The sequence below is a fragment of the uncultured Gordonia sp. genome (genome assembly GCF_937858515.1).
Classification (GTDB): domain Bacteria; phylum Actinomycetota; class Actinomycetes; order Mycobacteriales; family Mycobacteriaceae; genus Gordonia.
Window position 1 is genome coordinate 20,802 of sequence record NZ_CALLZT010000059.1, and the last position, 24,403, is coordinate 45,204.

The window sequence follows — 24,403 nt, forward strand, 5'->3', positions numbered from 1 at the left end:
CTACTCCAATCCAGACTCGGCCGACCAGAACCGGCGCATCGTGCACGTGATCGTCGCCCCGGCCGGACCAGTGCACTGCACCGGCACCACCAACTCCTCGGTGTACGGCGGAATCCAGTACATCGGCTCGATGCCGTTGAACAACCCGGTGACATTCGACTTATCCGCGGCCACATACGTTTCCATCATCGGATCAGCCATCACCGACAACCGCGAGGTCAACGTCGGCGTGACAATCATCCGGGCCGCATCCGCACCCACCGCCCGCCGCCACTTACCCTCGTTGCCGAACGAGAAATCGGGGAACCGCCACTGCGTCGCGGGGTCCATCGACCACTCCAACCAGCACTTCTGATCGGTCGGATTCGAGATCTTCAGATAGTCGGTGTGGGTGCCAGAAGACGGATTCGACCACGAATCAGCATCCTTCGGGCTCTCGTACATCGGCTGCAACGCCAACGCCGAGACCACCGCATGCGCGTAACCGTCGACATTCCAGTCCCGCTCGGGGGAGAACGCGATCTGCTGCGACAACCGCGAGGTCAGCCACCGCAACCCCGATTTTGCCGAGGTGTACCGCCACTCCGTCGACCCGTCAATCGGCCACAGCTTGCGGAACCGCGACACCGTCGCCTCAACACCATTGCCGACATCAAGCAGATGGAACGGCAACACCATCTCGCGCACCGGAATGTCGTGTCCGGCGAACCGGCCGCCGATCTGGAACGCCCCCGAAACGGTGCGCGTCTTGAACGCGGTCGAGAACATCCCGTCAGGGGACTGATCGAGGGCGATCCCATGCTCCTCCCACGGTGCACCGGGCCCGGCGACGGTCACCTGATCGTCATCGGTGACCAACTCGATCACCGCCTCCGTCGAGGACAATGAGGACGTCACGACAACCTCCCCAACGCGATCGCTGCCCGACGCTTCTCAGCCTGCTGCGCCTCGATGAACGCGTCCTCGACCTTCGCCGTCGAAATGTGGTACTCGACGTGGTCCCGATACCCCGGCCCACCGGCCCCACCGCCGCCGGCCGATGCGGGCACGAACTTGACCCCGGAGTTCAACAACGGCAACGCCTCCCGATTGATCCTTGCCGCACGAGCATTCACCATGAATTCCTCGTCCGAGGCCAGGATCGGGACCATGTCGTCACGGTGGCCACCCTTGCCACGAATCCAGCCACCATCGCGGTAGCCGCCGGCCTGCCGGTACACCGACACCAAACCCCTACCGGTGTACTTAGGGTCCTTGAGGACGTAAGTCATCGACGACACCAGGTTGCTGTAGCCATTCCAGATATCGTCGACCAGACCCTTGTCGCGATAGGCCTGATAGGTGGCGTCGACCATCTGCATCAACCCCTTCGACGGGGTCCCGGCGGCGGCGTTCGAGTCGTCGAGGTTGATCGCCTTCTCGTTGCCGGACGATTCCTGGTTCATCCGGTGGGTTGTCGCGCTGACGAGGGCATCGGTGACCGGCTGCCCCACCCGCTTGAGAGCGGTCTCGATGATCGGCACCCACCGCGTCACTCCGGACCCGGCCGGATTCTCGACAGCATCATCGACGTCGGCGACCTTCGACTTCACCTTCGTCGTGGTCAACCCGGACTCGTCCTTCACCGGCTCCGGAGCAGTGGCGCCGTCAGTCGTGGGATCGGCGACCGAGGTGTCGGTGGCAGTGTCGTTCGGTGCGAACTCGCCGGTCTTGGACTCGAACTCCTTCTGACGCTTCATCATCGCGTCGTAGGCCTCCTTGTCCTGCACATACTGGTTGTAGGCCGCCAGCAACGGCGGTGAATCACCGATCCCGAATACCCCGAGCCAGCCCTGCACCTGCCCCTCGACAGCCGACTTCGCCGCATCCCCGAACAACCCCGAGATCGTGTCCGCGCGCGCCTTGTCGTACTCGGCCTTCGGCGAGAGCTGCGGCTCGTCCGAACCCTTCGACCCCGCCTTGGTGGTGCCGGACTTGGTGGCACTGTTGGCCGCGTTCTGCTTCGCGTTCAGCTTCGCCGTGTCGTACTCCTGCTTCTTGTCCAACTCGGTCTTGTCGAAGGCCTGCTTGAGGTCGGCGAGCTTGGTGTCGTAGTCGGCCGCCGCGAGCACACCAGTGTCCTTCTGCCGCTTGAGTTCGAGTGCCTGACGGTCGAACTCCTGCTGACGCTGCAACTTTCCGGCCTCGTACGTCTTCGTCAGCTCATCAGAGGTACCCGAAGCGGACTTCTTCTGATTCTCGGCGGCATCGAAGTCCTGCTTGTTCTTCAACTCGGCCGCAGAGAAATCCGATTTCAGGGTGACGATGTCGTTCTTGTACGCATCACGCAACGCCTTGGACTGCGCGGTCGCCTCCTCAGCGGTGATCTCCTTGTTCTTGCGACGCGCGCGCACCGCATCCAGATCCGCATCCAGCCTGGCCTTGCGGTCGGCCTTCGCGTCGTCGAACTGCTGCTCCCGCTTGAGTTTCGCGTCGTCGAAGGCCTGCTTACGCTGCAGCTTGCCCTGCTCGTAGGTGTGCTTGGTCTGCTGATTCTGTTTCGCCTCAATACGTTTGGCGGCAGCCTTGACTTCCGACAGCGAGGCGTCATGGTCGAGGGACTGCGCACCGACCGGCGCGGTCTCGATCCTCTTGGCACCCACCTTCTTCACCGCGTCCGACAAGGTCGCACCCGACTCCATCAGCTTGATGACCTTGTTCAGCTGCTCCCAGTTCAGGACCGCCTCGGGTTTGCCGGTCTCGTTGCGCACCACCGACATACCCTCAGGCAGATATCCGCCCTGATCACGGAACAGGCCCGCGCCCCACTTGATCGGTGCGGTGACGCCCTTCCACATGGTCTTGGCGACGTCGCCGAGCGCCTCCTTGCCAAGCTTGTACCAGTGGCCGATGTCCTTGAGCTCGGACACGATCTTGAGGGTGGTGCTCAACGCGCCGGTGACAGACTTGTCGAAGAACTCCTTCGGGAAATCGCCGATCTTCCCGGTCCCTCCGGGCCACAGATCGTTCAGCATCGCCTTGATGCCACTCATCAGCCCGTCGAACACCTCGCGGGACTTCTTCGCCAACCACGACCGCTTGTCACTGTCGGTCATGCCCCCGAAATCTGACAGCTCCATGTCGTCGGGCACGACATTCGGGTCGACGTTCTTGTTCTTCCAGTACGCGTGGACATGGTCCATGTGGTTCTGCGTCGGGGAGCGCCGATCCTCCATCATCTGGCCGCGAGGACCATCCGGGTACCACATCTTCTGCTGCCAGATTGTCCAGTTGTACGGGTAGTTCTTGCGATTGGCGTGCACGAAGTCGTTGACGTTGTCGCCGGTCTTCTTGTCCGAGCCGGGGATCATCACATCCAGCGTCGACCCGGTGTCATGCTCGTGGAAACTGTCGACCCGGTAGCCTCCGATGTCGGTGATGTTCTTCCACAACGCGTGAATGACCCGCTTCATCAGCACACCGATTGGCAGCAGATTCCCCTCACCACCGGACCGGGACAGTCGGTCACCGGCCGACACCCCACCACCCTCGGCGAACATCGCCTGAATCGGACCACCCTCGCCGATGCTGCCGAGCCCACCGCGCGGGGTCCACGCGAACGGCCGGCCGGCCATCACCGCCGCACGCATCCCGTACATCGTCCTATGGCCACCGGCACGCTCGACATCCTCGGTGTCCCACACATGCTCGTCGGGCATCAGCAGACCATGTACCGAGTCCTTACCGCGCCGCGCGCCCTTCCCGAACGGGACCGGACCACCGGAGGCGAACGCCAGACTGATCGGCCCGGGCGCGGTACCGGGCAGGAAGAAGTCCAGGGCCTTCCACGCCTTGAGCAGGCCGTTGTTCCACACCGTCTCCACCACCCAGCGGATCGGTGTGGACGCGTACCCCTTGATCGCATCCCACGAGGACTCGATGCCCTTACCGATCGTGGAGAAGAACTCGCCGACCTTCGACAGCCCCGACTTGAGCGCATCGAACGCCGGCGAGATCACCGACTCCCACACAGCCTTGATGCCGTCGCCGAGCCCTTCCCAGACGGGTTTGATCACCGAATTCCAGATGGTGGTGAACGCATCCCCGACCTTGGACACCGCCGAACGCAGCGTGTCGAACACGGGTTTGATCACACCGTTCCACGCCGCCGAGATCGTCGACTTGATCCCATCCCAGGCCGGGACCACGACATTCGTCCACAGCCAGGTCACCACCGACCCGACCACACCGAGCGCGGTCTTGAACACGGCGAAGTAGACCTGCACACCGCTCCACCACACGCCGATGACGGTCTTGATCCCGTTGAACGCAGGCACGATCGCGTTCTGCCACAACCACATCACCACGGAGCCGAGGGCACTGAACACCGTCTTGGCGACGGCGAAGTAGGCCTGCACACCGGTCCACCACAGGCCGATCACCGTACGGATCCCGTTGAACGCGGGCATGATCGCGTTCTGCCACAGCCACGTCGCAGCACCACCGATCGCCTGCAGCGCCGAGGTGAACACCGGGAACACCGACGCCTGCAACCAACCCCACACAGCACCGACCGCGGACTTGATCCCCGACCAGGCCGAGTTCACGATGTTGCGGAAGGTCTCGGACTTCTTGTACGCCAACACGAGAGCGGCACCGAGGCCGATCAGGGCGGTGACCACGATCCCGATCGGGTTCGCGCGCATCGCCGCGCTGAACAACCAGGTGGCCGCCGCAGCGGCCCTCGACGCGACGGCGCCGATCTTGAGCGCGACAGCACGCGCCTTCTCCGCGATCGTCGCCCGCACCGCCGCGGCCGTCGAAATCCCCTCGGCCGCAGCCTTCCCGCGAAGCGCACCCACCGCGGCGGCGAGCTTGCCCGACAGCGTCGTCTGCGCGCCGGCCAGGCCGTAGGTGGCCATCGTGTAGGTGGCCATGATGCCGCGGCCGAACGCCATCGCCGTCGACACACCCCCGACGAGCAGCTTGACAGTCCGGAACCCGGAGTAGGCCACGACCAGCGCGGTCACCACACCCTGGTTCTCGCTCATCAGCTCACCGAGCCGTTGGATCGCCGGCACCAGAATCCCGACAATGATCGGAGTGAGCGCTTCGAGGGTGGTCAGCAGTAGACCCCACACGGAGATGCCGATCGCCGCTGACGCTACTGCCAGCGACTGACCGATCGAGGCGATCGCCGGCGCGATCGCCACCGCCGCCCCCGACAGCTGGGTGAAGATGCTGGAGAGCTGATCACCCCACCCGGACACCATCTCGCGGGCGGTGAAGATCTTGTCGACCAGGCCCGAATCCTCGTCCACCCCGAGCTGTTTGGCGATATCGGCGTTGAAATCACCTGTCGCGAACAACTTCACCGCACCCACGGTCTGCTGAATGGCCTCGCGCACCCGGAACAGCTTGTCCACCAGCGGCGCGTCCTCCTCGGCGCCACCGAGCAGCTTGCGGATCTCGGCGTTGAAATCACCAGTGGACAAGATCGCGATCACACCCTTGACCCGCGAGGTCATCGTGTCGATCCCGGCGGTGATACCGGAGAACACGTTCGGCATCGCCTTGAACGGGCCGTCGAGGATCGCCGCACCGAACCGGCCGAGGGCGGCCTTGGTGTTCTCCAGCGACCCCTGGAAGGTGTTACCCATGGTCTTGGCGGCGCCGCCGACATTCTTGTTGATCGCGGCGAAGAAGATCTCCGAGGACACCTTCCCGTCGGCGGCCAGGTCCGACACCTCGTCGGCGGTCACACCCATCTCGTCGGCGAGCCACTGGTAGATCGGGATACCCCGGCCGGCGACCTGGTCGAGGGTGTCATTCATCGCCCCACCCGAGGTCTGTACCCCGTTGAGGATGTCACCGAACTCGCCCAGATCGGTGCCGGCGATGGCCGCGGCGTCCGCGGTCATCGTCAGATACTTGGTGAGTTCTTGCCCGGGTTTGATCCCGGCCGCTACGGCGTTGGCGGCGATGGTCGCCGCATCACCGAGCCCGTAGGCGGTCCCCTTCACCGACGCGGTCGCCGACGTCATGATGTTCTCGACATCGGACGCCGAGTTCCCGAGCGCCTTGAGCTTCGCCTGCGCCTGATCGATCGAGTTCAGCCGGTCGAAGCCCTTGGTGAAGGCCATCGTCAGCCCCGACGAGATAGTGCCGGTCACCTTCGCGATACCCGCACCCATAGCCGAGGACAACGCCCCCGACATCAGCCCGCCGGCCTTCTTACCGGTCGAGGCGGCCGACGACTCGACAGCACCGAACTGCTTGTTCACCGCCTCACGGAAGCCACCGAAACTCGGCACCACCTCGACATAGGCGGTCGCCAGATTCACGGTGTTGCCAGAACCCACCGGTCAGCTCCCTCCCTTCGCCGGCCGACCCCCCGTCGCGCCGGCCGGCAGGCGCGGCCCCATGACCGGGTTACGGGCCCGCTTCGCCGGCGTCGACGCCTTCCCGCCATGCTTGGTGACCTTCGGCCGATGCCCGGGCCGCGGGATCGGCTCGGGCATATTCCGGCCACGCGCACCGTCTTTCGTCTTGGCCCACTGCAACCACCGCAACGAGTCGGCGATCGCCGCGAGCAACATCTCCTGCAACCCCCACGCCGAGTCCTCGTCCGGCGGATACATCGACCGGTAGAGCGCCGAGGACTTCGGCGCCCACCGCACGATGGCCCGCAGATCAGCCCACTCGAAACCGGGGGAACCGGCGTCGCGCAGCCGCAGACCGAGGTCGATGAGGTCACGTTCGAGAGCCTCCTTGTGTTCGCCGTCGACGAGGGTCAGGAGGCCGAAGATTCCGGGAGGCTGATCCCCGAATCCTCCTGCCACGCCGTCATCAACTGCATCTGATCGTTGAGCGTCAGATCATCGACCTTCGCCAGGGTGTCGTCGTCGATGAACCCGCGCGAGTGCAACGCCTCGATCAACCCGAAGTACTGCTCGGCCTCGTCGGCGTGCCGGAGTTTGCGGAAGATACCGCCCGGCAACTGCCCCCACTTGGGCAACACGATCTCGACCGTCTCGGTGACCGGCACTTCGGTGATCGTGATCGTGCCGTCCTCGGCGGTGTGGCGTTCCTCGCGCACCTGGTCGGTGTCGACGGCGACCTGGTGGTGGTACTTCTCGAATGCCATTGCTGGACCCAGCCTCTCAACTCGATGGATGTGCTGTTCCCGGCCCGCTACGGCCCCGCCGGCGAGGGCGGCCGGGTCCAGCGGAAACGCTCCCGCCGGCGAGATCATCAGCTGCCCGACGGGGCGAGCGCATCGACGTACATGAACGTGCGCGAGTTGTCGCCATCGATCAGCGCCGACTCGAACGACTCGACGGTCAGCTCGTAAGCGATGGTGTCGGTGTGCACGCGCACGATGTCACCGACCTCGGACACCTGCCCCTCGGGCACCCACACCCGCTCCAGGTCATCCCCGTCGGCGGTGTCGAAGATCCACGACTCGACCGGCAGCGTCTTCTTGTTCTTGCGGACCGTGATGTTCCCGAGACCGTCCTCGATCACGTTGGACGCACCGAACACCCGCTTGAGCACCTTCGCCGACTTGTGCTCCATCAGCACGAACTTGAACGTGTTGTCGTAGTTGGTCTGCAGAATCCGGACGGTCGCACCACCGAACGCCTTCTTCTTGTCCGAATCCCGCGCGATCGACTCGGTGATCCCGTCCTCACCGGCATACCCGAGATCATCGAACGCCACATTGATCGCGACGGTCGCGTTGGTCGGACCCGGGGTGCCCTTGGGGGCGCACCGGACCGCGCCGGTGACGCGCGGCATCGCAGATGCGACGTTGGCAGCAGTAGAAGCCATGACATGCCCCTTTCACAGGACGTCAGCCCTGCCCGGCGGGCAGGATCGAAAACAATTCAGCCCGTGGGCTTTCCACGAACAACGAGGATGAGGGTCGCCGAATAGCGGGGCATCGACGAATCAGGATCAGGATTGAACGAGGGCTCCCCGGCAACCCCCACGCCACGCACCCGCTTCTCGGCAGGGTCGCGGCCGGCGTCGACGACCGCGGCGACCACCTGCTCGATCAGCGCCGCCGCAGCCGAGGCGGTACCGGCCCACACGAACACCTGCACCAGCCGCTGCGACAGCGCCAGCGTCCGGCCGGTGCCCCCAACCGCCAACACCAGGACACACCCCGATTCCGGGATCACCTGCGGCCGCACCTGCGCGGCCACCGGCAACCCCGGCAACCGCTCACCCAGGACACGGACGAGCTCGGCCTCAACCTTCGGAAACACCACCGTGTCGGTCATGACGTCAACGCCCGCAGCAACTCACCATGGCGCGCGGTGCGCGCCTTGGCGCGGCCGGTCCCGGTCCACACCGCACCACGCACCCGATCACCACCGGACTCGTTCTCGGCATACCCGTAATCATCGGAATCCAGATGCGCCATCGTCTTTTGGACCTGCTCGGCGACGAGCTGGCACGCCACCGGATTCGACGCCATCCGCCGAAACGCGTTGTCGTCGTACACGACCTGCACTCGTGCCATGTCAGCCCACCACCCTCCGAAGATTGAGCAGCCCACCAGGATTCCAGCCGAACGGACTGTGGTCGTAGCGTTCGACCTCGCCGATCACATCGAACTCGGCACCGTCGAGACGGGCCTGCGCCCGATGCGAGAGCGCGGGGAACGACGGCGGCACCAGCAGCTCGACGTCAACGACCTGACGGTCATGACCGGCGAGCTTCGGCTCGGCCGTGGCCGGCGCACCCCACCCATAGACCGGGTGCGATGTCCACGGCGACCAGTCGGTGGTCGGGACCCCGAAATCATCAGGCGGGCCGTCGATCACCTCACGCACATCAACCATGAACGGGGCGGGGAACGATGCGGTCACAGGTACCGCTCCGATCCCAACGACACCGACACCATGCCGACGCGTAGCCCGGCCAGCATCTGCTTGTCGGCCGCCGACAACCACGGCGCCCCCGACGTCGAGCCCTCGGTGAACGTGTGATTACGCGAATACGGGCCCGCGGTCTGCGACACACCCGTCGAGTTCGCCGGCATCTCGCCGTCGGCGAGCAGGACCCGGGCAACCATGCGGGACTCGACGATCACCACGACCGGAAGATCCTGGTCGTAGGTGTCGCCGAGATAGCCGACCACGAGAGCCGCAGCCTCCTGCAGGAGACCGGGCACCCGGGCCGCCTCGTCCAAGGTCAAGGCCCGCCCGATCCGGGCCTCGACATCAGCCTGCGTGGTCGCCATCAGCGCGCAGCCCTTCGGCTCAGGACCCCGACGGCGCCGGGGTCACCAAACCGACCGGAGTCTTCGCCGCACCAGCCGCGGTCGCACCGTCGCCGAGGACATACGCGAACCGTGCCTTCATGCGGATCGCGACCATGTCCCGCTCGGCCAGATTGATCGACCCGACGGTCGCCTGATCGAGCAGCTTGACCGTGATGTCCTGCCGCACACCGATCCGCACCCGCGAGGAATCCACCACCAGCGCAGCAGCACTCGCAGCATTCCAGGCGCCGTTCTTGTTGAAGTAGGTGCGGAACCCGGCGAACGACTCGTCCCGGAAGATGGGCTGCCCGTTGGCATCACGCAGGTTCGCCACCTGGAACCGCAGCGCCAGACCGGCCACCAGAGTGTCGGGCAGATACCCGGCAGCCGCCACCAGCTCGGACACCTGGTTGATACGACCGACGAGGTCATTCTTCGACGCCGTCGACCCCGACACAGCCAGCGACTGGCCTGCGGTGGTCGCGGCGGCGAACAGCGCCGGCGACACCCACGACGCGGGCTTGTCGGTGCCCAGCAGCACCGCCTGGTCGAGCTTCTTACCGATCGCCTGACCACCGAGCGCCGAGATCTCCGACAGCACATCGGTGCTGGCGTCGTCGAGAACGTTCTCGTGCACGGGGATGATCACCGCGATCTCCTCGGCCACCAGCGTCCGGTCCTGCCACGCGGCCTCGGACTGCGGCTTCACACCACCCGGGGCGGTCGCCGACTCGGACACCCACCCCGCTTCGGGCAGCGCCGCGAGCACCGGCATGTGCGTGGTCTTGGTGCCCATCGAGACGGTGGGGAAGGCCTGCAGCACCGTCGACGCTTCCTTCGCACCGGTGAGCAGATCGTTCGAATACGCCTCCTGAATGAGGCTGGCCACTTCCGCGCGCGAAATATCAGGCATCGCGGACTCTCCAATCAGACGTCAAGCGCACTCGCACCACACAAATATGGGGGTGCGCGAGGTGAACAAATTGAGGTCCGAACGGGGTCCGCTGTGAATGCTCCCCAGCACCGTCGTACTACCGGGGAACGCGTGCGGCCATCATAACCACACGCGCCGACATTCACGCCAGCACTACGTGCCCGACCTGAACCTGCGCAACGCCTCCGCAGCAGCCGCTTTCGGATCAGCATCCGGCACAGCCGCACCCGTCGTACCCGATTTCAGGTCCCGCACAGACGGTTTCGGCGCCGGCGGGACAGTGGCCTGCTCGCCGCGCCACGCGATCAACGCATCCGCCGCAGCTTCGAGCTCCTCGCGTGTCGCGCCGGCCAACGCCGACGCCGGCACACCCTTGGCCGCCGCCACCGACGACACCAACGAGGACCGTTGCGCCGCATCACGTTCAGCCGTCACCGCCGCCAGTTGGTCGGTGAGCTTCTGCAGCTCGGTCTTCTCCCCGTCCCGGATCTGCGCGAGCTCGGCGGCCGCGGTCTTGTACTCGTCGAACTTCTCGAACTTGGCGCGCTCACGCGCCACCCGCGCACCGACCGCGGCATCGAAGTCCTCCTGCGAAGTGATCGGCTCGAAAGTGGCACTCGCCGGCGGCGTCGTGCCGGCGTTGTCGGCGCCGGCCGCAGGCGGGGTCGAGTCGGAGCCAGGGGCGGGAGTGGAGTCGGTCATGAACGTTCCTTCCAGTTGAGGGTGCTTGGTTGGCTATAGGGTCGCGGCGCGGGTCTTCTCCGCCTTCTTCGCCGCGACGAATGCGTCTTCGAGCCGCGATGCGGTGACGTCGATGTTGTGGACGCGTGGCGCCGCCAGCTCGGTGGCCGTCCGGATCGCGCCCGTATCGTGGGCAATCTTCACAACCACCTCCAGCAGACGCGCGACGAGGGTGCGGATGTCCTCGTCCTCGCCGTCGGGTGCGGGGTCAGGGTCAGGATCGGGTGAGACCGGATACACCGACACCGCCACCGAGTTGCCGACATACAGTTGCGGGTCGACGAGCAGCCGCACCTCACCCGACCCAGCGACCGGCCCGGGATCGGGTAGGCGCATGACCTCGTTCGGGGTGAGGCCGCTGGTCTCGTACAACTCCGACTCGGCCAATCGATACCCGAGTTGACGGCGTAACTCGGCAGGAAATGCGTCGGCGGCCGCCTGCAAGGTGTCGAACACCGCGCACACCGCAGCGCGACCGCCCTCGCGTTCGTGGAGGACGACAGTCACTGATCTGGACATGGGATTCCTTTCATGACGAAACCCCGCACCCTCCGGATGAGGATGCGGGGCTTTCGATCTGGGTTGTTCGGTTGTCAGGTCGGTTCGTCGAGGTCGATCACCTCATCGGTGGGGTGTCACCACCATCGGATCGTTCTGCCGCCGGTACCGCTCTTCGATCTCACGCAACTGCTCATGCCCGACGGCCAGGCACGTATGCAAGGCCAGACTCCCCCGCGCGTTGTTAGGGCTCGTTATCTCAGAGCTGGCACGGGTGTCTGACCTTGCGCTCGATACTCTACGCCTGGTCCTCGGAATCGGTCCGGACCTGTCGCTCACAGCCAGACCGACGGTTTATCGGCGTAGCTGTCGATGGGTGGCAGATCCCAATCGTCGGGATAGGGCTGATCGAAAATGGATACGTAGCCTTCCGGGTAATTTACGGGTGGCAACTCGTCAGGAGGGACACGTGAGAGGAGCCCTTTTTCGTCGCGTTCGTAGAGGAACATGTCGTCTGGAAACGAGACGAATGTACGACCGTCGCGTTCAAACGTGGACATCTCGTCGGAGTCGCGCAGCGAGGTAGTCACTGCAATGTGGTCATTGGGAACCGGCTTCCTACCCATTCCGCTACCACCCTCACTTCTCGAACATCCGGGTCATTCGGGTCAGGGGCACTGATCTGAGCATCCTCCAGTATCCGAATCTGCCCGTTCAGGATACACTCTTCGCTCTCGAACATCTTGCCGACGCTGTTCAGGTCCGCACCGTGTGCTCCGCGAATCTCGTACACAATTCGCGTCGTACCATGTCTGGCGTAGCCCGAGTAGGCAACCTTCTGGCTCTTCGTCGCTGATGCAAACGACCAGTTGTCGCCAGGTGTACCTCCCTCGATCTTTCCCTTCGCGAATCGCTTCATGATCCGATCCTCGGTCATGGCCGGCAAGTTGATGCCGCGGTACACGACCCCCAGGTTCCGATCCTCGGCAGTCATGCGAATGAGGCGGGCTGCTGCCGCCTCCAGGTCGGCACGGTAGTCGTGCTTCTCGTACAAGCCGGGCTTACGGTAGTGCTGGACGACGTACTTGAACTCCGCGGACTTGCTGATGCCTGCAAACGGTTCACGACCTGTGCCGATGTTCACCGCCACACGCTCGACGAGTTGTCGGTCCTCGTGCTTGTACTGCAACATCGCGGTGGCACGGTCGGCGGGATCGGCGATGTACCGCCAATCGTCTGCGGCCAGTGTCCTCCTCATGCGAGTCGTATCTCCTTGCCGGTTGTACGTGCTATGGACGCTGGCGGGATCGACGAGGGTGCGACCAGGGGGCTTCTCTGGAGGTAGCGAGTTCCAACGCTTCTCGGCGGCCAGCCATGCGGCAAGATCCTCCGGATCAGGGTCGGGTGAACCGGTGACGGATGCGAGGTTCGGCGGGTCGATCGGCGGAGGAGTTCCACCACCTCCAGCTGCGGCCGGACGAGACGGCCCACTACCTTGACGTGGAGGGTTGCCCTGTCCACTCCGGCCACTTCCGCCTGACCCGTGCTCGGCCAGTACCTGCTTGACTGGGTCGCGGCGTGCACGGGGCGCCGAGTCCATGAGCTTGGCGATCGCCGCTGGATCAGGCACACCGCGCTCGTTGGTGAGGCCTTCAGCCTTGGCCTGCTTGCGCGCGGCCTGGTAGTCCTGCTCCCACTGCTGCACGTGCGCCGGAGGCTCGTAGGTGTCCCCAGCACGCACGGCCACGGCCATGCACCGGCAGTTGCGGTGGTACTTCTCGCCATGCTGTTGGTTGCCGCGCAACCGCCGCACCTTCGCATTCCCGACACTGCGGCCGGCCTTGGCAGCAGCCTTGGCTGAGGAGTAGGTGGAGCGGTTGGCGCGGGCTTGCTCGGCGGTGAGCGTCCCGGCAGCGATCGCACGACGGTCACCAGCGGTCAGCGACGGAGCGCGGCCGACCACAGAACCGGCGGCAGCCTCGGAGGTGTACACCGCGCCGCGGGTGGCCAGCATCCGGCAGAACCCGCACGCGGTCGACGACGCGTACCGCGCCCACTTCACACCCTCGCGTTCGACGTTGTCCAGGACCGTGTCGCGCGACTGGTCATACAGCGCTTTGGTGGCGGCCGCGATCAGCGAGGCGAGCGGATCGTTCGTGGTCAGCGCCCACCTACCGGTGATCGCCAACGCCTCCGCCTCGGGCAGGACGGCCGGTTCGGGAACGAACAGCGCCGGATCGTCGGTGGTGGGTTGCTCGGCATAGAACTGCGCCGACACCTCACCTACCGCGACGAGGTAGGGCAGCAGCAGGTCGGGGTAGGCGTCGGTGATGAACGCGTACTGCTCGGCAGGTTCGAGCTGATCAAACACCGCGAGCAGCTGCGTGAGCGAGGTACCGAGCCGACGCGCCAACTCGGCGAGCACGCCCTGGAACTCGGCCACCGCGACAGGCACCGCCTCAGTCCTCGCCGACCAGGGTGCCGTCGAGGACCTCGGCCACATCCCGATCCGACGGCGGCGGGATCTGCGCCGGCGGTGCTGCCAGCAACCGATCCACCAGCGTCGTCGTCGCCGAGGCACGCATCGCGACCTTGATGCCCTGCACCTGCTGCTGCGACAACCCCGGCACCAGCGGAACGAGCTGATCGAGGGGGATGCCGGCGGTGGCGAGCTTGGCGATACCGTCGACAACCGCCGCGAACGCGCGCGCCTCGGTGTCACGCCAGACGACCTCGGCGCCGGAGTCGGCGGCGGTGGCCTCGTCCCCGTCCATCGCCGCAGCCAGCCGCAGTACCTGCTCCCAGGATTCACCGAACGACTCACGCCGCGCTGCCAGCTTGCGTTGCTGGTTCGCCTCGGCGGCCGCCAGTGCCTCAGCGGAGACGTTCACCAGTTTGCCGGTCACGTTCGCCAGGCTGATGCCGGCGCGCAGCGCGATGTGCTGCACGATCTCTTCCAGGATCGCGTTGTAGTCGGTCGTCGACCCCGCCGCCAGCGTGGTGGCCTTGACCTCGGCATCCTCGAACGTCCACACCCGCCGCGCTGAGGCGGCCAGCACCTGATCCTTGGACCCCGACCACCCGGAGATCACCTTCTGCGGGAACGCACCGAACCTGCTGACGATCAGCCGGTCGAAGTTCACCGCGTTCAGCGTCTGCTGATCCCGGATCAACGGGGCGACCTCACCGACGATCTGCCCGTCGGCAGTCCACGCGTTGACGAACCGCACCACCGGCACCACCGGCGCACCGTCGAGAACCGCACCATGCTCGACCGGGTCGCCGTCGACGGTAGGGGTGATCGGGTTGGTCGCCGACCTGTGCAGCGGGTCGTGCTCTGTGATCTCACCGAGGTCGAGCGGGTAGATGAACTTCTCGTCGTACAGGTTCGCCTTACGCCGCAGCTTCGCCCCATCCTGGGTGCGCCAGATCTCCAACGCGAACTGCGGCCACTCATCAGCGAGCGGGTCGACGTAGGCGGTCAGGATGTCCTTCGGCCCGCGCGGACGCAACCGCACCCGGCCGCCGGGCCCGCGGGTGACCGTCACGTACGCCGCACCGTAGGTCAATGCCGGCACATGCACCAGAGCCTGACGCGCATCCATCCGGTTGGCCTGCCACAACGCCCACCCCGGATCGTTGTCAGCCGAGGCCGCCGTCCGATACCCGGTCACCGACAAGTTCTGCGCGAACGAGTCGACGACCACCCCGAGGACGTTCTTCACCGACAACTTCGCGATGTCCTTGACCTCGTCCCCGGTGTCCTCGGGCACCGCCGGCACACCGAGCTGACCGCGCGCGTACCCGCCGACCCGGTCCAGCTCACCCCGCTCGGACAGATGCAGCTGCCACATCTTGCCGATGACCGCTCTGATCTCGTTCTCATCGAGCACAGACCCCACCTCTTTCACACGAACGTCGCACCACCACTGCTCTTCTTCTTGTCCAAACCCACCGCGACAGCGTCGATCCGGGCCTTCCACGCCATGACCGCGGCGTAGGCGGCGTCGATCTTGTCCCGCGAGTCGGGGAACGCCTTGTACAGCAGGTATCCGGTGCGCGTGGACCGCCGACGAGCGTTCAGGACGTGCCGGGTCAGCGACGGCGAACCATCATGGCGTGCCTCACCGTTCAGCACGGCCTGCCGGAACTCCTCGACCGCCTGACCGACCTGCGAGTTCTTCCCCCGAGGCCACACCGCGATCGGCTCAGACCGAGTCGCCTTCACCTTCAACCGCCGCCCATAGGTGGCTTCCCAGCGGGCCACATGCTCACCCCACCCGGACGGATCGGCATAGAACGCCACCACATTCCAGCGGTCAAAGCACTGCCGCACAGTCGCATCCACATCCAGCGGATTCGGCACCCACCCATCACCGGACGGACCGGCCGGCTGCTCCCACACCCGCACCTCGAACAGCACCCCGTCAGCGATCCGGCACCCGATCAGCGCCGTCGCATCGGCCTTACCCTTCGTCCGGCCACGCGACCCGTCGAACCCGAGGCTGATCGCATCACCATCGGCGAGCACCGCATCACCATCGAGCGCGGCAGCCCAATCCGGTTGCGAGATCCACGCATCCGAAGCGTGCGTGATCTGATTCAGAAAGTCGCTGCGCGACTGCTGCGGGTCTTGGGCCGGATCCCAGATCGTCGCGATCAACCTGTCCAGATCCACATGCCCCGGCGCGCAGGGCGGCTGATGAATCACACACCCATCCGGATGCGCCGACGAATCCCCATACGCCACCCGCAAACCCGCGATCAGCGACGCCCGATCAGTCATATCCGTCTCCGGCGGCGCCTCACGATGGTCGTACAGCAGACCGTCGTCCTTGGCGCGGCCCTGCCGGATATCGGCCCAGAAGTTCGCCGACTGCTCAGCCACCGAGTTCTCACCCGGAATGTAGGCATTCGGCGACTCCAACGTCGTCCCACCCACCTTCGCGGCATTGGCGCGCATCGTGTTCGCCAGCCGCACACCACCATTGGATGGAACCCATTCCTCGGTCTGGTCGAGCACGGCGAACACGGCGCGGGCGCCCTTGACGGTGCGGGCCGACGAGGTGATCGCCGACATGCGGCCGTTGTTCGGCAGGTTGATGAACGTGTCCATCACCTCAAGGCCCTGGACATGCTCGTGGATCGGCGCCTCGGCGCGCATCATCTCCAGCACCGGAGACCAGGTGTTGCGGACCTGCTCCTCGCTCACCGCGGCGAGCTGCACGATCGGGGTCCGCACCGACGACCACGGCTTGCCGACCGGCTGGCCGCAGGCGTCCCAGCCGTCGAACAGGACGGGCCCGCACGCCTCGACGCACGCGAGTGCGGCCAGCAGCGGCGACTTGCCGTGCCCGCGAGGGCGTCCCAGCACGCCGCGGTTGTAGCGGCGCCGGCCGGTCGCCGGGTCCAGGGCATACCAGTGCAGGATGAAGTCCTCCTGCTCCAGGTACGGCCGGAACGGCTCGTACTCGGCGCGGTCCGGCGCGGCGAGCATCTCGGTGATCCAGTCGATGACACCCCAGCCCAGGGTCGGGACCTCACCCTCGACGGACGGACGCCACGGCATCAGCGGGGATCGGCGAACAGCACCGCCCGCCGCGGCATGTCCCGCTCGATGCCGTCCGGGTGATCGATCAACGTCGGGCCGTCGGCATGGTCGACGATCGACGGGACGCAGTACGACACCTCGTGACCGCGTTCTTGGCACCAGACGGTGATCGCCTCATCGATCGGCATGTAGTCGACGAGGAGCTCGATGTTGTCGAGCATGTCGTCGACCAGGTCCTGACGGATGGCCACGGCCACCGCATGATTGAGCGTTGACGCCTGCACCCACCGCTCGCCGCGCTGCGCCGCCGCGTGGATATAGCCGGCCAGCGGCGGCGCGAGGTGGCGGGGGAAGTGCAGGCCGGCGTACAGCGACACCACCGGCGTCGGCGCCGACGACAACACCTCGGCCAGCCGGTCCGGGAAATTGTCGGCGAGCACCACATCGTCCTCGATGACCACCGCCCAGTCGGCGTCCGGGCACTGCGCCAACTCCCACGCGCGCCGATGATTCACACCGGGCCCGAACTCGCCCTCGAAGTCGTACGCCACGCTGGCATCGAGGGCGATCGCGAGATCGAACGCCGCCGCCTTGCGCGCCGAATGCGCCACCACCGAAGTGGTGATCAGCAATGACTTATCGTGTGACACAGTCATTCTCCTTCGAGGAATGGCAAGGCCCCGGAATCGCAGCGCATCAACGCTGGCCGGGGCCGAACTACTTTCAGGATCTATTCAGTTGGGGGACAGACGGTTACGTCAGTGTCCACTGGGCACATGCGGCCCGGAGCTGGCGCGCCGCCAGGAGGCGGTCGATATGGGTGAGGCGGTGGCTGGTGGAGTCGGGATGGTCCTGATACAGGAACTGCGGCCGGTCCGACCCGGCGAACCGCGCACCCAGATGCGCCAGGCCCACCCAGAACGTCGAATCCACCCAGTCGTTGTAGGTGTGCCACGGCCGACGCTCCCAGAGCTCACGGCGGAACGCCGCGCACGAGAAGCACCCCAGTTCCTCGTCGAGGATGCGCTGGGCAGACACCCGCGGGAAGCATCGCGCCTCACCCCGATGCAATGCCCCGAGTGACACCACGTCCGCGGCGGCGGTCAACGCCAGCGTGTCGGCGATCGCCCACGAGAACAACCGATCATCGACATCGAGGTGAATCACCCACTCCGCAGAGGTCACCTCAACTGCCGCGTTCCGGGCCGCACCGTAGCCCAGGTACGTCGATTGCCGGACCGCGAACGCGATGCCGGCCTCGGCGAGGATGCGGGTCGCGGTCTGGACCTGGACCCAGTCGTCGAACCCGCAGTCGACGATCACCACCTCGTCGGGCCGGACCGTCTGCGCGGCCACCGACCATGCCCACCCGGGCAGGTACCGCGAGTAGCCGCCCCACCCGGAGGTGACTACTGCGATGCCCGAATGACCCACAGCGGCCGCTCACAGGACGCGTCATAGCCCGGAGTGCGCGCGATGACACGCTCGGCGCGCTTCTCCAGCTCCTTGGTGATCGCCCGGGACTGGCCGTGCGCCACCGCCTTCGGCAACACCTCGTCAGGGTGCGCGGTCTCCACGAACACCAGCTCGGCGGACGCGCACAGCGCGTTCAGGTACGCACGCCACTTCGGCTGATGGTGCAGCACCGACAGACACAACGCGACGTCGAACGGGCCGAGCTTACGGATAGCCGGCGGCGTCAACTGCTCACGCACTACGACCACGCCCGGGCCCTCGCGCAGGTTCGGGTGATCGTCGACGGCCACCACCTTCGCGCCGTGCGTGTAGGCGAAGCGGTGCGCGAAGTAGCCGGTGTACGCGCCGAGGTCGAGCACCGAGAAACCTCGCCGGTCGCCGAGGTAGTCGGCGATGGCGTCGGCGCGGCCTTCGGCGTCGCGGCGGCCGGTGCCGACGGTCTGGCCGTCGACCCAGTCAGGCTGATAGTTCATCAGTGGTCACTCCCCACAGGTTGCGGATGGACGAACGATGGTCGGAGTCCCACCACATGACGTACCCACCGGCGCCGCGCACGGCGTCGTGGATCGCAGGTGTCGGGACGGCCTCCGAGGGGCCGGTCAGGTCATACGATGGCGCGCCCGGCGCGAGCACGGCAGTCTCCCAGTCGATCAGGTAAGGCATGCCGGCGTGGCCGAGGACGATGTTCCCGGGATGCACATCGCGATGATGGACACCGACGCGCGCGAGACCGGTCAGCAAGTGGGCGACCCAGCCGATCGTGCGATCGGGTGGCCGGCCGACGATCGGCTCGTAGGTCGCGATCACCAGAATCCCGCGATCGGGGTCGGCGTCGATCAGGTTCGGCCGGGCCCACGCCGTCGCACGATCCCGATACCAGCCGATCTCGGCGACGGCATCGGCAGGATCACGGAACTCCTTCACCGTGTACGCGCCGCCGATCGTGAGCACCGCACGTGTCTTCTCGACGACCCTGTCCACGCTCAGACCGCCTTCAACGGGCCGCGCCGCGCCCTGGCACCACCCGACGGGGCGCCACCACCGTCGGAGTCGACGACCGGCGCGTACTCGATCCGCAGCCGCTGCCGGTCCTCGACCGTCGCGCCGACCTTCGCCACCCGCAGCCGCAACTCGGCCATCAGCTTCATCTCGCCGTCACGCCAGATCGCGTTGTGCACCCGCGCGGTGTCGAGCATGTACTCCCACTCGACCGATGTGAAGTCCTGCGCGAGGGGCTCGGCGCCCCACTTCTTCCACCACTGGCGGGTGCGTTCGGACCACACATACTTGCGGCGAGAACCGTCCGGATCGAACTCGTAGAACGTCGGCAACGCCGGCTGTACGACGTCCGGATCACGCAGGTACGTCGCCCGTTTGGTCGGGTCGGCGTTGCGACGAGCCCGCTTCGCCGGGTCCTTCGGTGTCGGGCCCCTTCCTGCCAAGATTTCACCTCAATTCACGTAATTCGTTGGTAGACAATCAGATACATCGTCATAGGGGTCGGGTGTGCCAGTGCTCGCCGAGCCGCTCCGGAAGCCACGATTTACCCCGTCTGACCTGCACCGATACCCGAGATGCCCAGACCCGTACGGAGTCTCAGCCGCTATGACCTCCGGGGCCCCTTCGGGGCAGGCGGGGGCACCCCCCCAGGGGTCGAACGGTGTTCGATCGACCTCGCGTTCGATCACAACAGGCCCGGGTGTCGCTCGGTCGGGTGACGACCGCCGGCAGAGCGCGCCCGGCGGGCCGCGGCGGCCTCGGCCTGCGCCTTGGCCCGGTTGCACGGCCGGCAGGCTGCCCGCAGGTTCTCGGGATCGTCCGTGCCGCCCGAGGCGACGTTCACGATGTGGTCAACTTCGGTCGCGGCGACCAGGCACTGAGGGCCGCGGATCTGGCACTCGTGGCCGTCCCGGCGAAGTACCCTGCGCCGGACCCGGTCCCAGCCCTTACGCGGCCGGCGACTCGACGGCGACGGCTGCTCGTCCCAACTCACGACAACCCCAACCGGGCCGCGAGCCGGTCGGACTGCGCCGCCCACCACCTCGTTGTGTCCTGATGCGCGTGGCACGGCCGATGACAGCCGGGCACAACGGCGAGCATCTCGAACGACTGCGGGACAGCAGGCCCGGGCAACGCTTCCTCACGCCACCCGGACCCACCTGCCACCGAGGTGGCTCCCACCATCCCAAGCCCAAGGGGGTTCACCATGCCTGAATCTCCTCGTCGAAACCTCGAAGGGTTCCGCCGCGCCCCGCAGCCCTCGCCCGGGAAGTCAACAACCGGGCCCACCTCGCCGCAACAGGATCGAGGAGTCGGGTCATGAGTGTGAGGGCTTTGCCGTGAATGAGCAACGGCGTTGACGCGCGCGGCGGAAGAATAGGGAAGCGGGCCGAAGAGACGACGGCCGCGCTATGCGCGAGCATAGTCCAGTACCGGAGAATTCGGGATCAACCAACCGTCCGACCCTGCCCGCTCTGCTTGTAGGAACGCGCCTTCTGGTGTGCGGCAAGGACATCACCGAGGCGGTACTTCCACTCGGGCTCGACGCCACCGATCGGTGTGGAGTCGCGCCAGCCGGCGAGCAGACCTCGCCGACGCAGGTACGTCACCCGTTTGCGGTTGAGACCCCGGCCGCAGTCGCCGAGCTTATAGGCCAGCTTCTCGACCTGCGGACCGGTGACCACCTTCCGGTTCGCCTTCTTCACCCTCGCCTCGCTGTACACGTACTCGGGCTCAACATGATTCATCGCCCGCGAACACCGATCGATGATCGCGACGAGCTGGTCGCGCAATTCGACGCCAGAGGCCATCAACTGCAACGCGAACCGGTACCGAAGCAGCCACGCGCCGACCGCAGTGATCGAGGCACCCGAGTCATACACCGCACCCCGGTCTCGCTCGATCGCTCGCACCGTCGCGAGCAGCGTCGCATGCAACGCGGCGAGCAACTCCTCGATATGAATCGGATACGGCGGCCGCGACGACGGCGCTGGCCGACGAACACCCGGCCCACCCGGCCGCGTCGTCCCCGTCAACGCAATCGCCATCTCCCGCTCCAGATCCGGAAGCAGATCCAACTTCGCCGCGAGCTCGTCAATGTCCGCGCGGGTCAGGGAGTCGGGGTCGTCGTCGGTCACTCGGATTCCTGTTCTCGCTCGCACTTCCAGCACGGCGACGGTTGCTGATGGATCGGGCAGAGGGTTTCCACGACAGGCGACGGCGGGCCATGCCAGCCGTAGTACGGCGAACCGACCCCGCCCGCCGGACCGTGGTCACCAGGCGGTGGCGCGCCGGCATCGAGGACCTCGGCGACAGGCAGCGATGGAGGTGCCGGAGATCTCCGGCGCCGTCCTCGACGACGGCGGCGAGGGCTCCCGGGTCCGGACACAGCAGGACCGCCAGGGTCGGGCAGGGCAGGAGTGTGGTCGGGAGATCGCTCACCCTTCCCCAGACCCCTACCCACACCCAATCCCTGACCCTGCCCAGGCGCGCGCCCGCGCGTAGACAGCGTTTCGGTGTGATTTCGGCGGTGATTATCAGCTTGATTTTGTGTTTGATTTCCGGATTGATCCGGTGGCGATTGAGCAGTCGGGGCGTCGCCGGGCGTGGTGGTGTCCACACGTCGGACATCCGGGATCGACGACCGCGGGTTCAACCGTCCAGACACCTGCGGCGGATTGGGTGCGGAGAACTCTTGACCGGTCCGGGAGCTACCCGGCCTGGCTGGTTCTGACTCGTCACCCACCGACACAGGTCGGGGCTGGTCACCCTCGTCGTGGCCGGGATCTGTGGGAGCGGAGAACTCCTGGCGAGACCGGGAGCTACCCGGTGTCGCTGGTTCTGGCTCGTCACCCACAGGAGCCGGCGGCGGCGTGATGGGAGCGGAGAACTCTTGACCGGTCCGGGAGCTACCCGGCCTGGCTGGTTCTGACTCGTGACCCATCGACACCGCCGGCGGCGTGGCCGCGACGTGGTCGTCGATCTCGGATGGCTCCGGGCGTGGCGGAGGACGCAGGGTCATGCCCGCATCCTTCGGTGTCCGGTTGCCCTTGCTCTGATTGCAGGACTTGCACGCCAACACCAGATTCCGGATCCCCGAGGCCTTCCGGGGATTGACGTGATCAATGGTCGGCATGTTCGTCGGCGACCGACGGTCCTGGTGTTTGAGGAGTTTTCCGCAGTAGCGGCACTTGCCGGTCGTCGGGTTCTCCGGATCGACACAGTCCCGCGCCCACACCTGCGCCACGAGCTGCGGGGTGAGCAGCTCCTTGCGCTTGCGCCGGTTCGTGCGGACATCCTTGGCGGGGGTGTACCGCATCTGAAACCAGTCATGGAACAGATACGCGACACCATCAGGCAGTGGCGGGCACTGCTCGCAGTCATGGCCGGGCCTGTGCCACAGTCCGACCTCGACGAGCAACTCAGCACACTCGACCGCCTGTCGCGGCGCGAGCGTGATCAGGTCCAGACGGCGGATCGCGCCGTCGGTCCCGACATTCTGAGAATGCGCTCCCGCCTTCACCCACAACGCCTGCGCGGCTTGCCCACGCCAGCCGTCCTCTTCGAGGTCGATCTCATCGAGCCGGCGGAACTTGTGGTTCATCGCCAACTGGTCATCGACCTGAAAGAACGGCACCGGAAGGGCTTCCTCTCATGCACACGACAACCACCGCGCACGCACCACCAGGTCGTCGTACTCGGCGTAGCTCCCGGACCGGGGCGTAGCCAGCACTGTGACAACAAGGGAGCGCATGAATGGCGTTGTCTATCAAACACACTCGGATCAATCACTGATCGGTAGGAGGATCACGGCCACTGGTCACGGTATTCATCGACGCCGCCGGTTCCGTTGCGGCTCAACCTCGGCCGGACACTCCGCGTGATGACCCTGCTTCTCCGGATGCTGAGCGCACGCCAGACACCGGCCGTACTTGCGGCGCTCATCGATGGAGAGCACCCGCAGATTCCGCTGCAACGACGACTCCTCGACGCCGGCCATCAGTCGCGCTCCTCGATCGACACGACAGCCGTCAGCGGCACCCAGAAGTGCGAGTACTTCTCGGTGTCGGAAGCGCGCCAGCGGGTGTACAGCATCCCGTTCCGCACCGCCGGCACCAGCCTCGGCGGCGTGCTGCCGGTGAGAGGCTGGTACTGGACGTCGACGAGGTCGGGGCCGCGGACCACCCGGGCAGTGCGGACCAGGCACCGCACCCACTTCTCGGCCGCGCTCACCGCTGGGCCTCGTCGTCGGCGGATTCGGCGACGTTGGTCGGAGCAGCATGGGCGCAACGCCGACAGCGCCGCCCGGGCGGCGGCCAGGCACTCATGCCGCCTGGATTCGGGTACGGCATCCCACGATTCGGGCGTGGTCATCGTCATCGTCGGGGCGAAGATCGCCTTCGCCATCGCCTCAACCTGTACGACGATCTCCTCCTCGAGCGAGTCTGCGGCGTCGATCTCCTCCTCGAGCGAGTCTGCGGCGTCGAAGAAGTCGCCCGAATTGTATTGGGCATTCGGAGTGTCGAAGGCAGCCAACAGTTTCCCCGCCCACCGCAGATGCGCAGGATCCAGCGGATCCGGGTCGGGGAGATCCTCACCGACGAGGTCCCGCATCTCCTGGATCGTCGGCATCGGCCGCAACTCGACCCGCGATTCGGGCAAGGGACCGTGGGTGAACCCGGGCATGCGAGCCGGGTCTGACGGATCGATGCTGACGACATGATCGTGAAGATGAAACACCAGAGTGCCGTCGTCGGCGCGGTAGATGGGCGGGTACATCGTCACTGGTCCTCCTGGGACTCAAGGCATTTCAGGGCATCATCGAGACGATCGGCGGGGTAGAGAACTTCACGGGCCTTCGATCCACCACCGGCCCGCCTTCTCACCGGCCACCACGACCAGCTCGTCGAGCACACCCTGCCGGGCGATCGAGGCCGCCAACTCGGTCAGC

At 66.1% G+C, this 24,403-nt stretch carries 28 protein-coding genes; 1 reads left to right on the forward strand and 27 read right to left on the reverse strand.

Annotated features, from left to right (window positions below):
• The 25 genes from Q0627_RS04925 to Q0627_RS22460 form a co-directional block, all read right to left on the reverse strand.
• Positions 1-897 carry a hypothetical protein gene (locus Q0627_RS04925; RefSeq protein WP_291012265.1) on the reverse strand — a complete coding sequence of 299 codons (897 nt, stop codon included), beginning with the start codon at positions 895-897 and terminating at the stop codon, positions 1-3.
• Positions 894-6,341, reverse strand: coding sequence for a tape measure protein (locus Q0627_RS04930; protein WP_298808047.1), 5,448 nt, complete (start codon positions 6,339-6,341; stop codon positions 894-896). Before Q0627_RS04930 ends, Q0627_RS04925 begins: the two co-directional genes overlap by 4 nt.
• Positions 6,342-6,344: 3 nt before the next feature.
• Complete coding sequence (locus Q0627_RS04935; protein ID WP_298808049.1) at positions 6,345-6,821, reverse strand: DUF5361 domain-containing protein; 477 nt, start codon at positions 6,819-6,821, stop codon at positions 6,345-6,347.
• On the reverse strand, positions 6,773-7,126 hold the full coding sequence (locus tag Q0627_RS04940; protein ID WP_291012259.1) for a hypothetical protein: 354 nt from the start codon (positions 7,124-7,126) through the stop codon (positions 6,773-6,775). The genes Q0627_RS04935 and Q0627_RS04940 overlap by 49 nt, the downstream gene beginning before the upstream one ends.
• Before the next feature lie 107 nt (positions 7,127-7,233).
• Positions 7,234-7,812 carry a hypothetical protein gene (locus Q0627_RS04945; protein ID WP_291012257.1) on the reverse strand — a complete coding sequence of 193 codons (579 nt, stop codon included), beginning with the start codon at positions 7,810-7,812 and terminating at the stop codon, positions 7,234-7,236.
• A gap of 56 nt (positions 7,813-7,868) precedes the next feature.
• Positions 7,869-8,267, reverse strand: coding sequence for a hypothetical protein (locus Q0627_RS04950; RefSeq protein WP_291012256.1), 399 nt, complete (start codon positions 8,265-8,267; stop codon positions 7,869-7,871).
• Complete coding sequence (locus Q0627_RS04955; protein ID WP_291012254.1) at positions 8,264-8,509, reverse strand: hypothetical protein; 246 nt, start codon at positions 8,507-8,509, stop codon at positions 8,264-8,266. The genes Q0627_RS04950 and Q0627_RS04955 overlap by 4 nt, the downstream gene beginning before the upstream one ends.
• Before the next feature lies 1 nt (position 8,510).
• Positions 8,511-8,858, reverse strand: a complete 348-nt coding sequence (locus Q0627_RS04960; RefSeq protein ID WP_291012252.1) for a hypothetical protein — start codon at positions 8,856-8,858, stop codon at positions 8,511-8,513.
• Positions 8,855-9,232, reverse strand: coding sequence for a hypothetical protein (locus tag Q0627_RS04965; protein WP_291012249.1), 378 nt, complete (start codon positions 9,230-9,232; stop codon positions 8,855-8,857). The genes Q0627_RS04960 and Q0627_RS04965 overlap by 4 nt, the downstream gene beginning before the upstream one ends.
• A gap of 19 nt (positions 9,233-9,251) precedes the next feature.
• Positions 9,252-10,166 (reverse strand): phage major capsid protein, encoded by a 915-nt coding sequence (locus Q0627_RS04970; protein WP_291012247.1) that lies wholly within the window; start codon positions 10,164-10,166, stop codon positions 9,252-9,254.
• A gap of 174 nt (positions 10,167-10,340) precedes the next feature.
• On the reverse strand, positions 10,341-10,889 hold the full coding sequence (locus Q0627_RS04975) for a hypothetical protein (protein WP_291012245.1): 549 nt from the start codon (positions 10,887-10,889) through the stop codon (positions 10,341-10,343).
• A 33-nt stretch (positions 10,890-10,922) separates the two neighbouring features.
• A complete protein-coding gene (locus tag Q0627_RS04980) occupies positions 10,923-11,447 on the reverse strand; it encodes a hypothetical protein (RefSeq protein ID WP_291012242.1) in 525 nt (174 codons plus the stop codon).
• 314 nt (positions 11,448-11,761) lie between these two features.
• Positions 11,762-12,016, reverse strand: a complete 255-nt coding sequence (locus Q0627_RS04985) for a hypothetical protein (protein ID WP_291012239.1) — start codon at positions 12,014-12,016, stop codon at positions 11,762-11,764.
• Complete coding sequence (locus Q0627_RS04990) at positions 12,013-13,881, reverse strand: hypothetical protein (RefSeq protein ID WP_291012237.1); 1,869 nt, start codon at positions 13,879-13,881, stop codon at positions 12,013-12,015. Before Q0627_RS04990 ends, Q0627_RS04985 begins: the two co-directional genes overlap by 4 nt.
• Before the next feature lie 4 nt (positions 13,882-13,885).
• Positions 13,886-15,319 carry a phage portal protein gene (locus Q0627_RS04995; protein WP_291012235.1) on the reverse strand — a complete coding sequence of 478 codons (1,434 nt, stop codon included), beginning with the start codon at positions 15,317-15,319 and terminating at the stop codon, positions 13,886-13,888.
• A gap of 14 nt (positions 15,320-15,333) precedes the next feature.
• Positions 15,334-16,995 carry a hypothetical protein gene (locus tag Q0627_RS05000; RefSeq protein ID WP_291012233.1) on the reverse strand — a complete coding sequence of 554 codons (1,662 nt, stop codon included), beginning with the start codon at positions 16,993-16,995 and terminating at the stop codon, positions 15,334-15,336.
• On the reverse strand, positions 16,995-17,627 hold the full coding sequence (locus Q0627_RS05005) for a hypothetical protein (protein WP_291012231.1): 633 nt from the start codon (positions 17,625-17,627) through the stop codon (positions 16,995-16,997). Before Q0627_RS05005 ends, Q0627_RS05000 begins: the two co-directional genes overlap by 1 nt.
• Before the next feature lie 103 nt (positions 17,628-17,730).
• Positions 17,731-18,411, reverse strand: coding sequence for a glycosyltransferase family A protein (locus Q0627_RS05010; protein WP_291012228.1), 681 nt, complete (start codon positions 18,409-18,411; stop codon positions 17,731-17,733).
• Positions 18,387-18,926, reverse strand: coding sequence for a bifunctional 2-polyprenyl-6-hydroxyphenol methylase/3-demethylubiquinol 3-O-methyltransferase UbiG (locus tag Q0627_RS05015; protein ID WP_291012225.1), 540 nt, complete (start codon positions 18,924-18,926; stop codon positions 18,387-18,389). The genes Q0627_RS05010 and Q0627_RS05015 overlap by 25 nt, the downstream gene beginning before the upstream one ends.
• Positions 18,910-19,434 (reverse strand): phosphotransferase, encoded by a 525-nt coding sequence (locus Q0627_RS05020; RefSeq protein ID WP_291012222.1) that lies wholly within the window; start codon positions 19,432-19,434, stop codon positions 18,910-18,912. The genes Q0627_RS05015 and Q0627_RS05020 overlap by 17 nt, the downstream gene beginning before the upstream one ends.
• A 2-nt stretch (positions 19,435-19,436) precedes the next feature.
• The gene (locus tag Q0627_RS05025; RefSeq protein WP_291012219.1) at positions 19,437-19,895 is read right to left on the reverse strand and encodes a hypothetical protein; all 459 of its coding nucleotides are present in this window, start codon (positions 19,893-19,895) and stop codon (positions 19,437-19,439) included.
• A 242-nt stretch (positions 19,896-20,137) separates the two neighbouring features.
• Positions 20,138-20,446, reverse strand: a complete 309-nt coding sequence (locus tag Q0627_RS05030; RefSeq protein ID WP_291012217.1) for an HNH endonuclease signature motif containing protein — start codon at positions 20,444-20,446, stop codon at positions 20,138-20,140.
• Positions 20,443-20,661, reverse strand: coding sequence for a hypothetical protein (locus Q0627_RS05035; protein WP_291012215.1), 219 nt, complete (start codon positions 20,659-20,661; stop codon positions 20,443-20,445). The genes Q0627_RS05030 and Q0627_RS05035 overlap by 4 nt, the downstream gene beginning before the upstream one ends.
• A gap of 239 nt (positions 20,662-20,900) precedes the next feature.
• Positions 20,901-21,590, reverse strand: a complete 690-nt coding sequence (locus Q0627_RS05040) for a hypothetical protein (protein ID WP_291012213.1) — start codon at positions 21,588-21,590, stop codon at positions 20,901-20,903.
• The gene (locus Q0627_RS22460) at positions 21,587-22,588 is read right to left on the reverse strand and encodes an HNH endonuclease (protein WP_367180759.1); all 1,002 of its coding nucleotides are present in this window, start codon (positions 22,586-22,588) and stop codon (positions 21,587-21,589) included. Before Q0627_RS22460 ends, Q0627_RS05040 begins: the two co-directional genes overlap by 4 nt.
• 24 nt (positions 22,589-22,612) lie before the next feature.
• On the opposite strand from Q0627_RS22460, the gene Q0627_RS05045 reads away from it, so the two are divergent.
• On the forward strand, positions 22,613-23,254 hold the full coding sequence (locus Q0627_RS05045) for a hypothetical protein (RefSeq protein WP_291012210.1): 642 nt from the start codon (positions 22,613-22,615) through the stop codon (positions 23,252-23,254).
• A gap of 27 nt (positions 23,255-23,281) precedes the next feature.
• On the opposite strand, the gene Q0627_RS05050 is transcribed toward Q0627_RS05045, so the two are convergent.
• The gene (locus Q0627_RS05050; RefSeq protein WP_291012208.1) at positions 23,282-23,452 is read right to left on the reverse strand and encodes a hypothetical protein; all 171 of its coding nucleotides are present in this window, start codon (positions 23,450-23,452) and stop codon (positions 23,282-23,284) included.
• Positions 23,452-24,237, reverse strand: coding sequence for a hypothetical protein (locus tag Q0627_RS05055; RefSeq protein ID WP_291012206.1), 786 nt, complete (start codon positions 24,235-24,237; stop codon positions 23,452-23,454). The genes Q0627_RS05050 and Q0627_RS05055 overlap by 1 nt, the downstream gene beginning before the upstream one ends.
• Positions 24,238-24,403 lie beyond the last annotated feature (166 nt).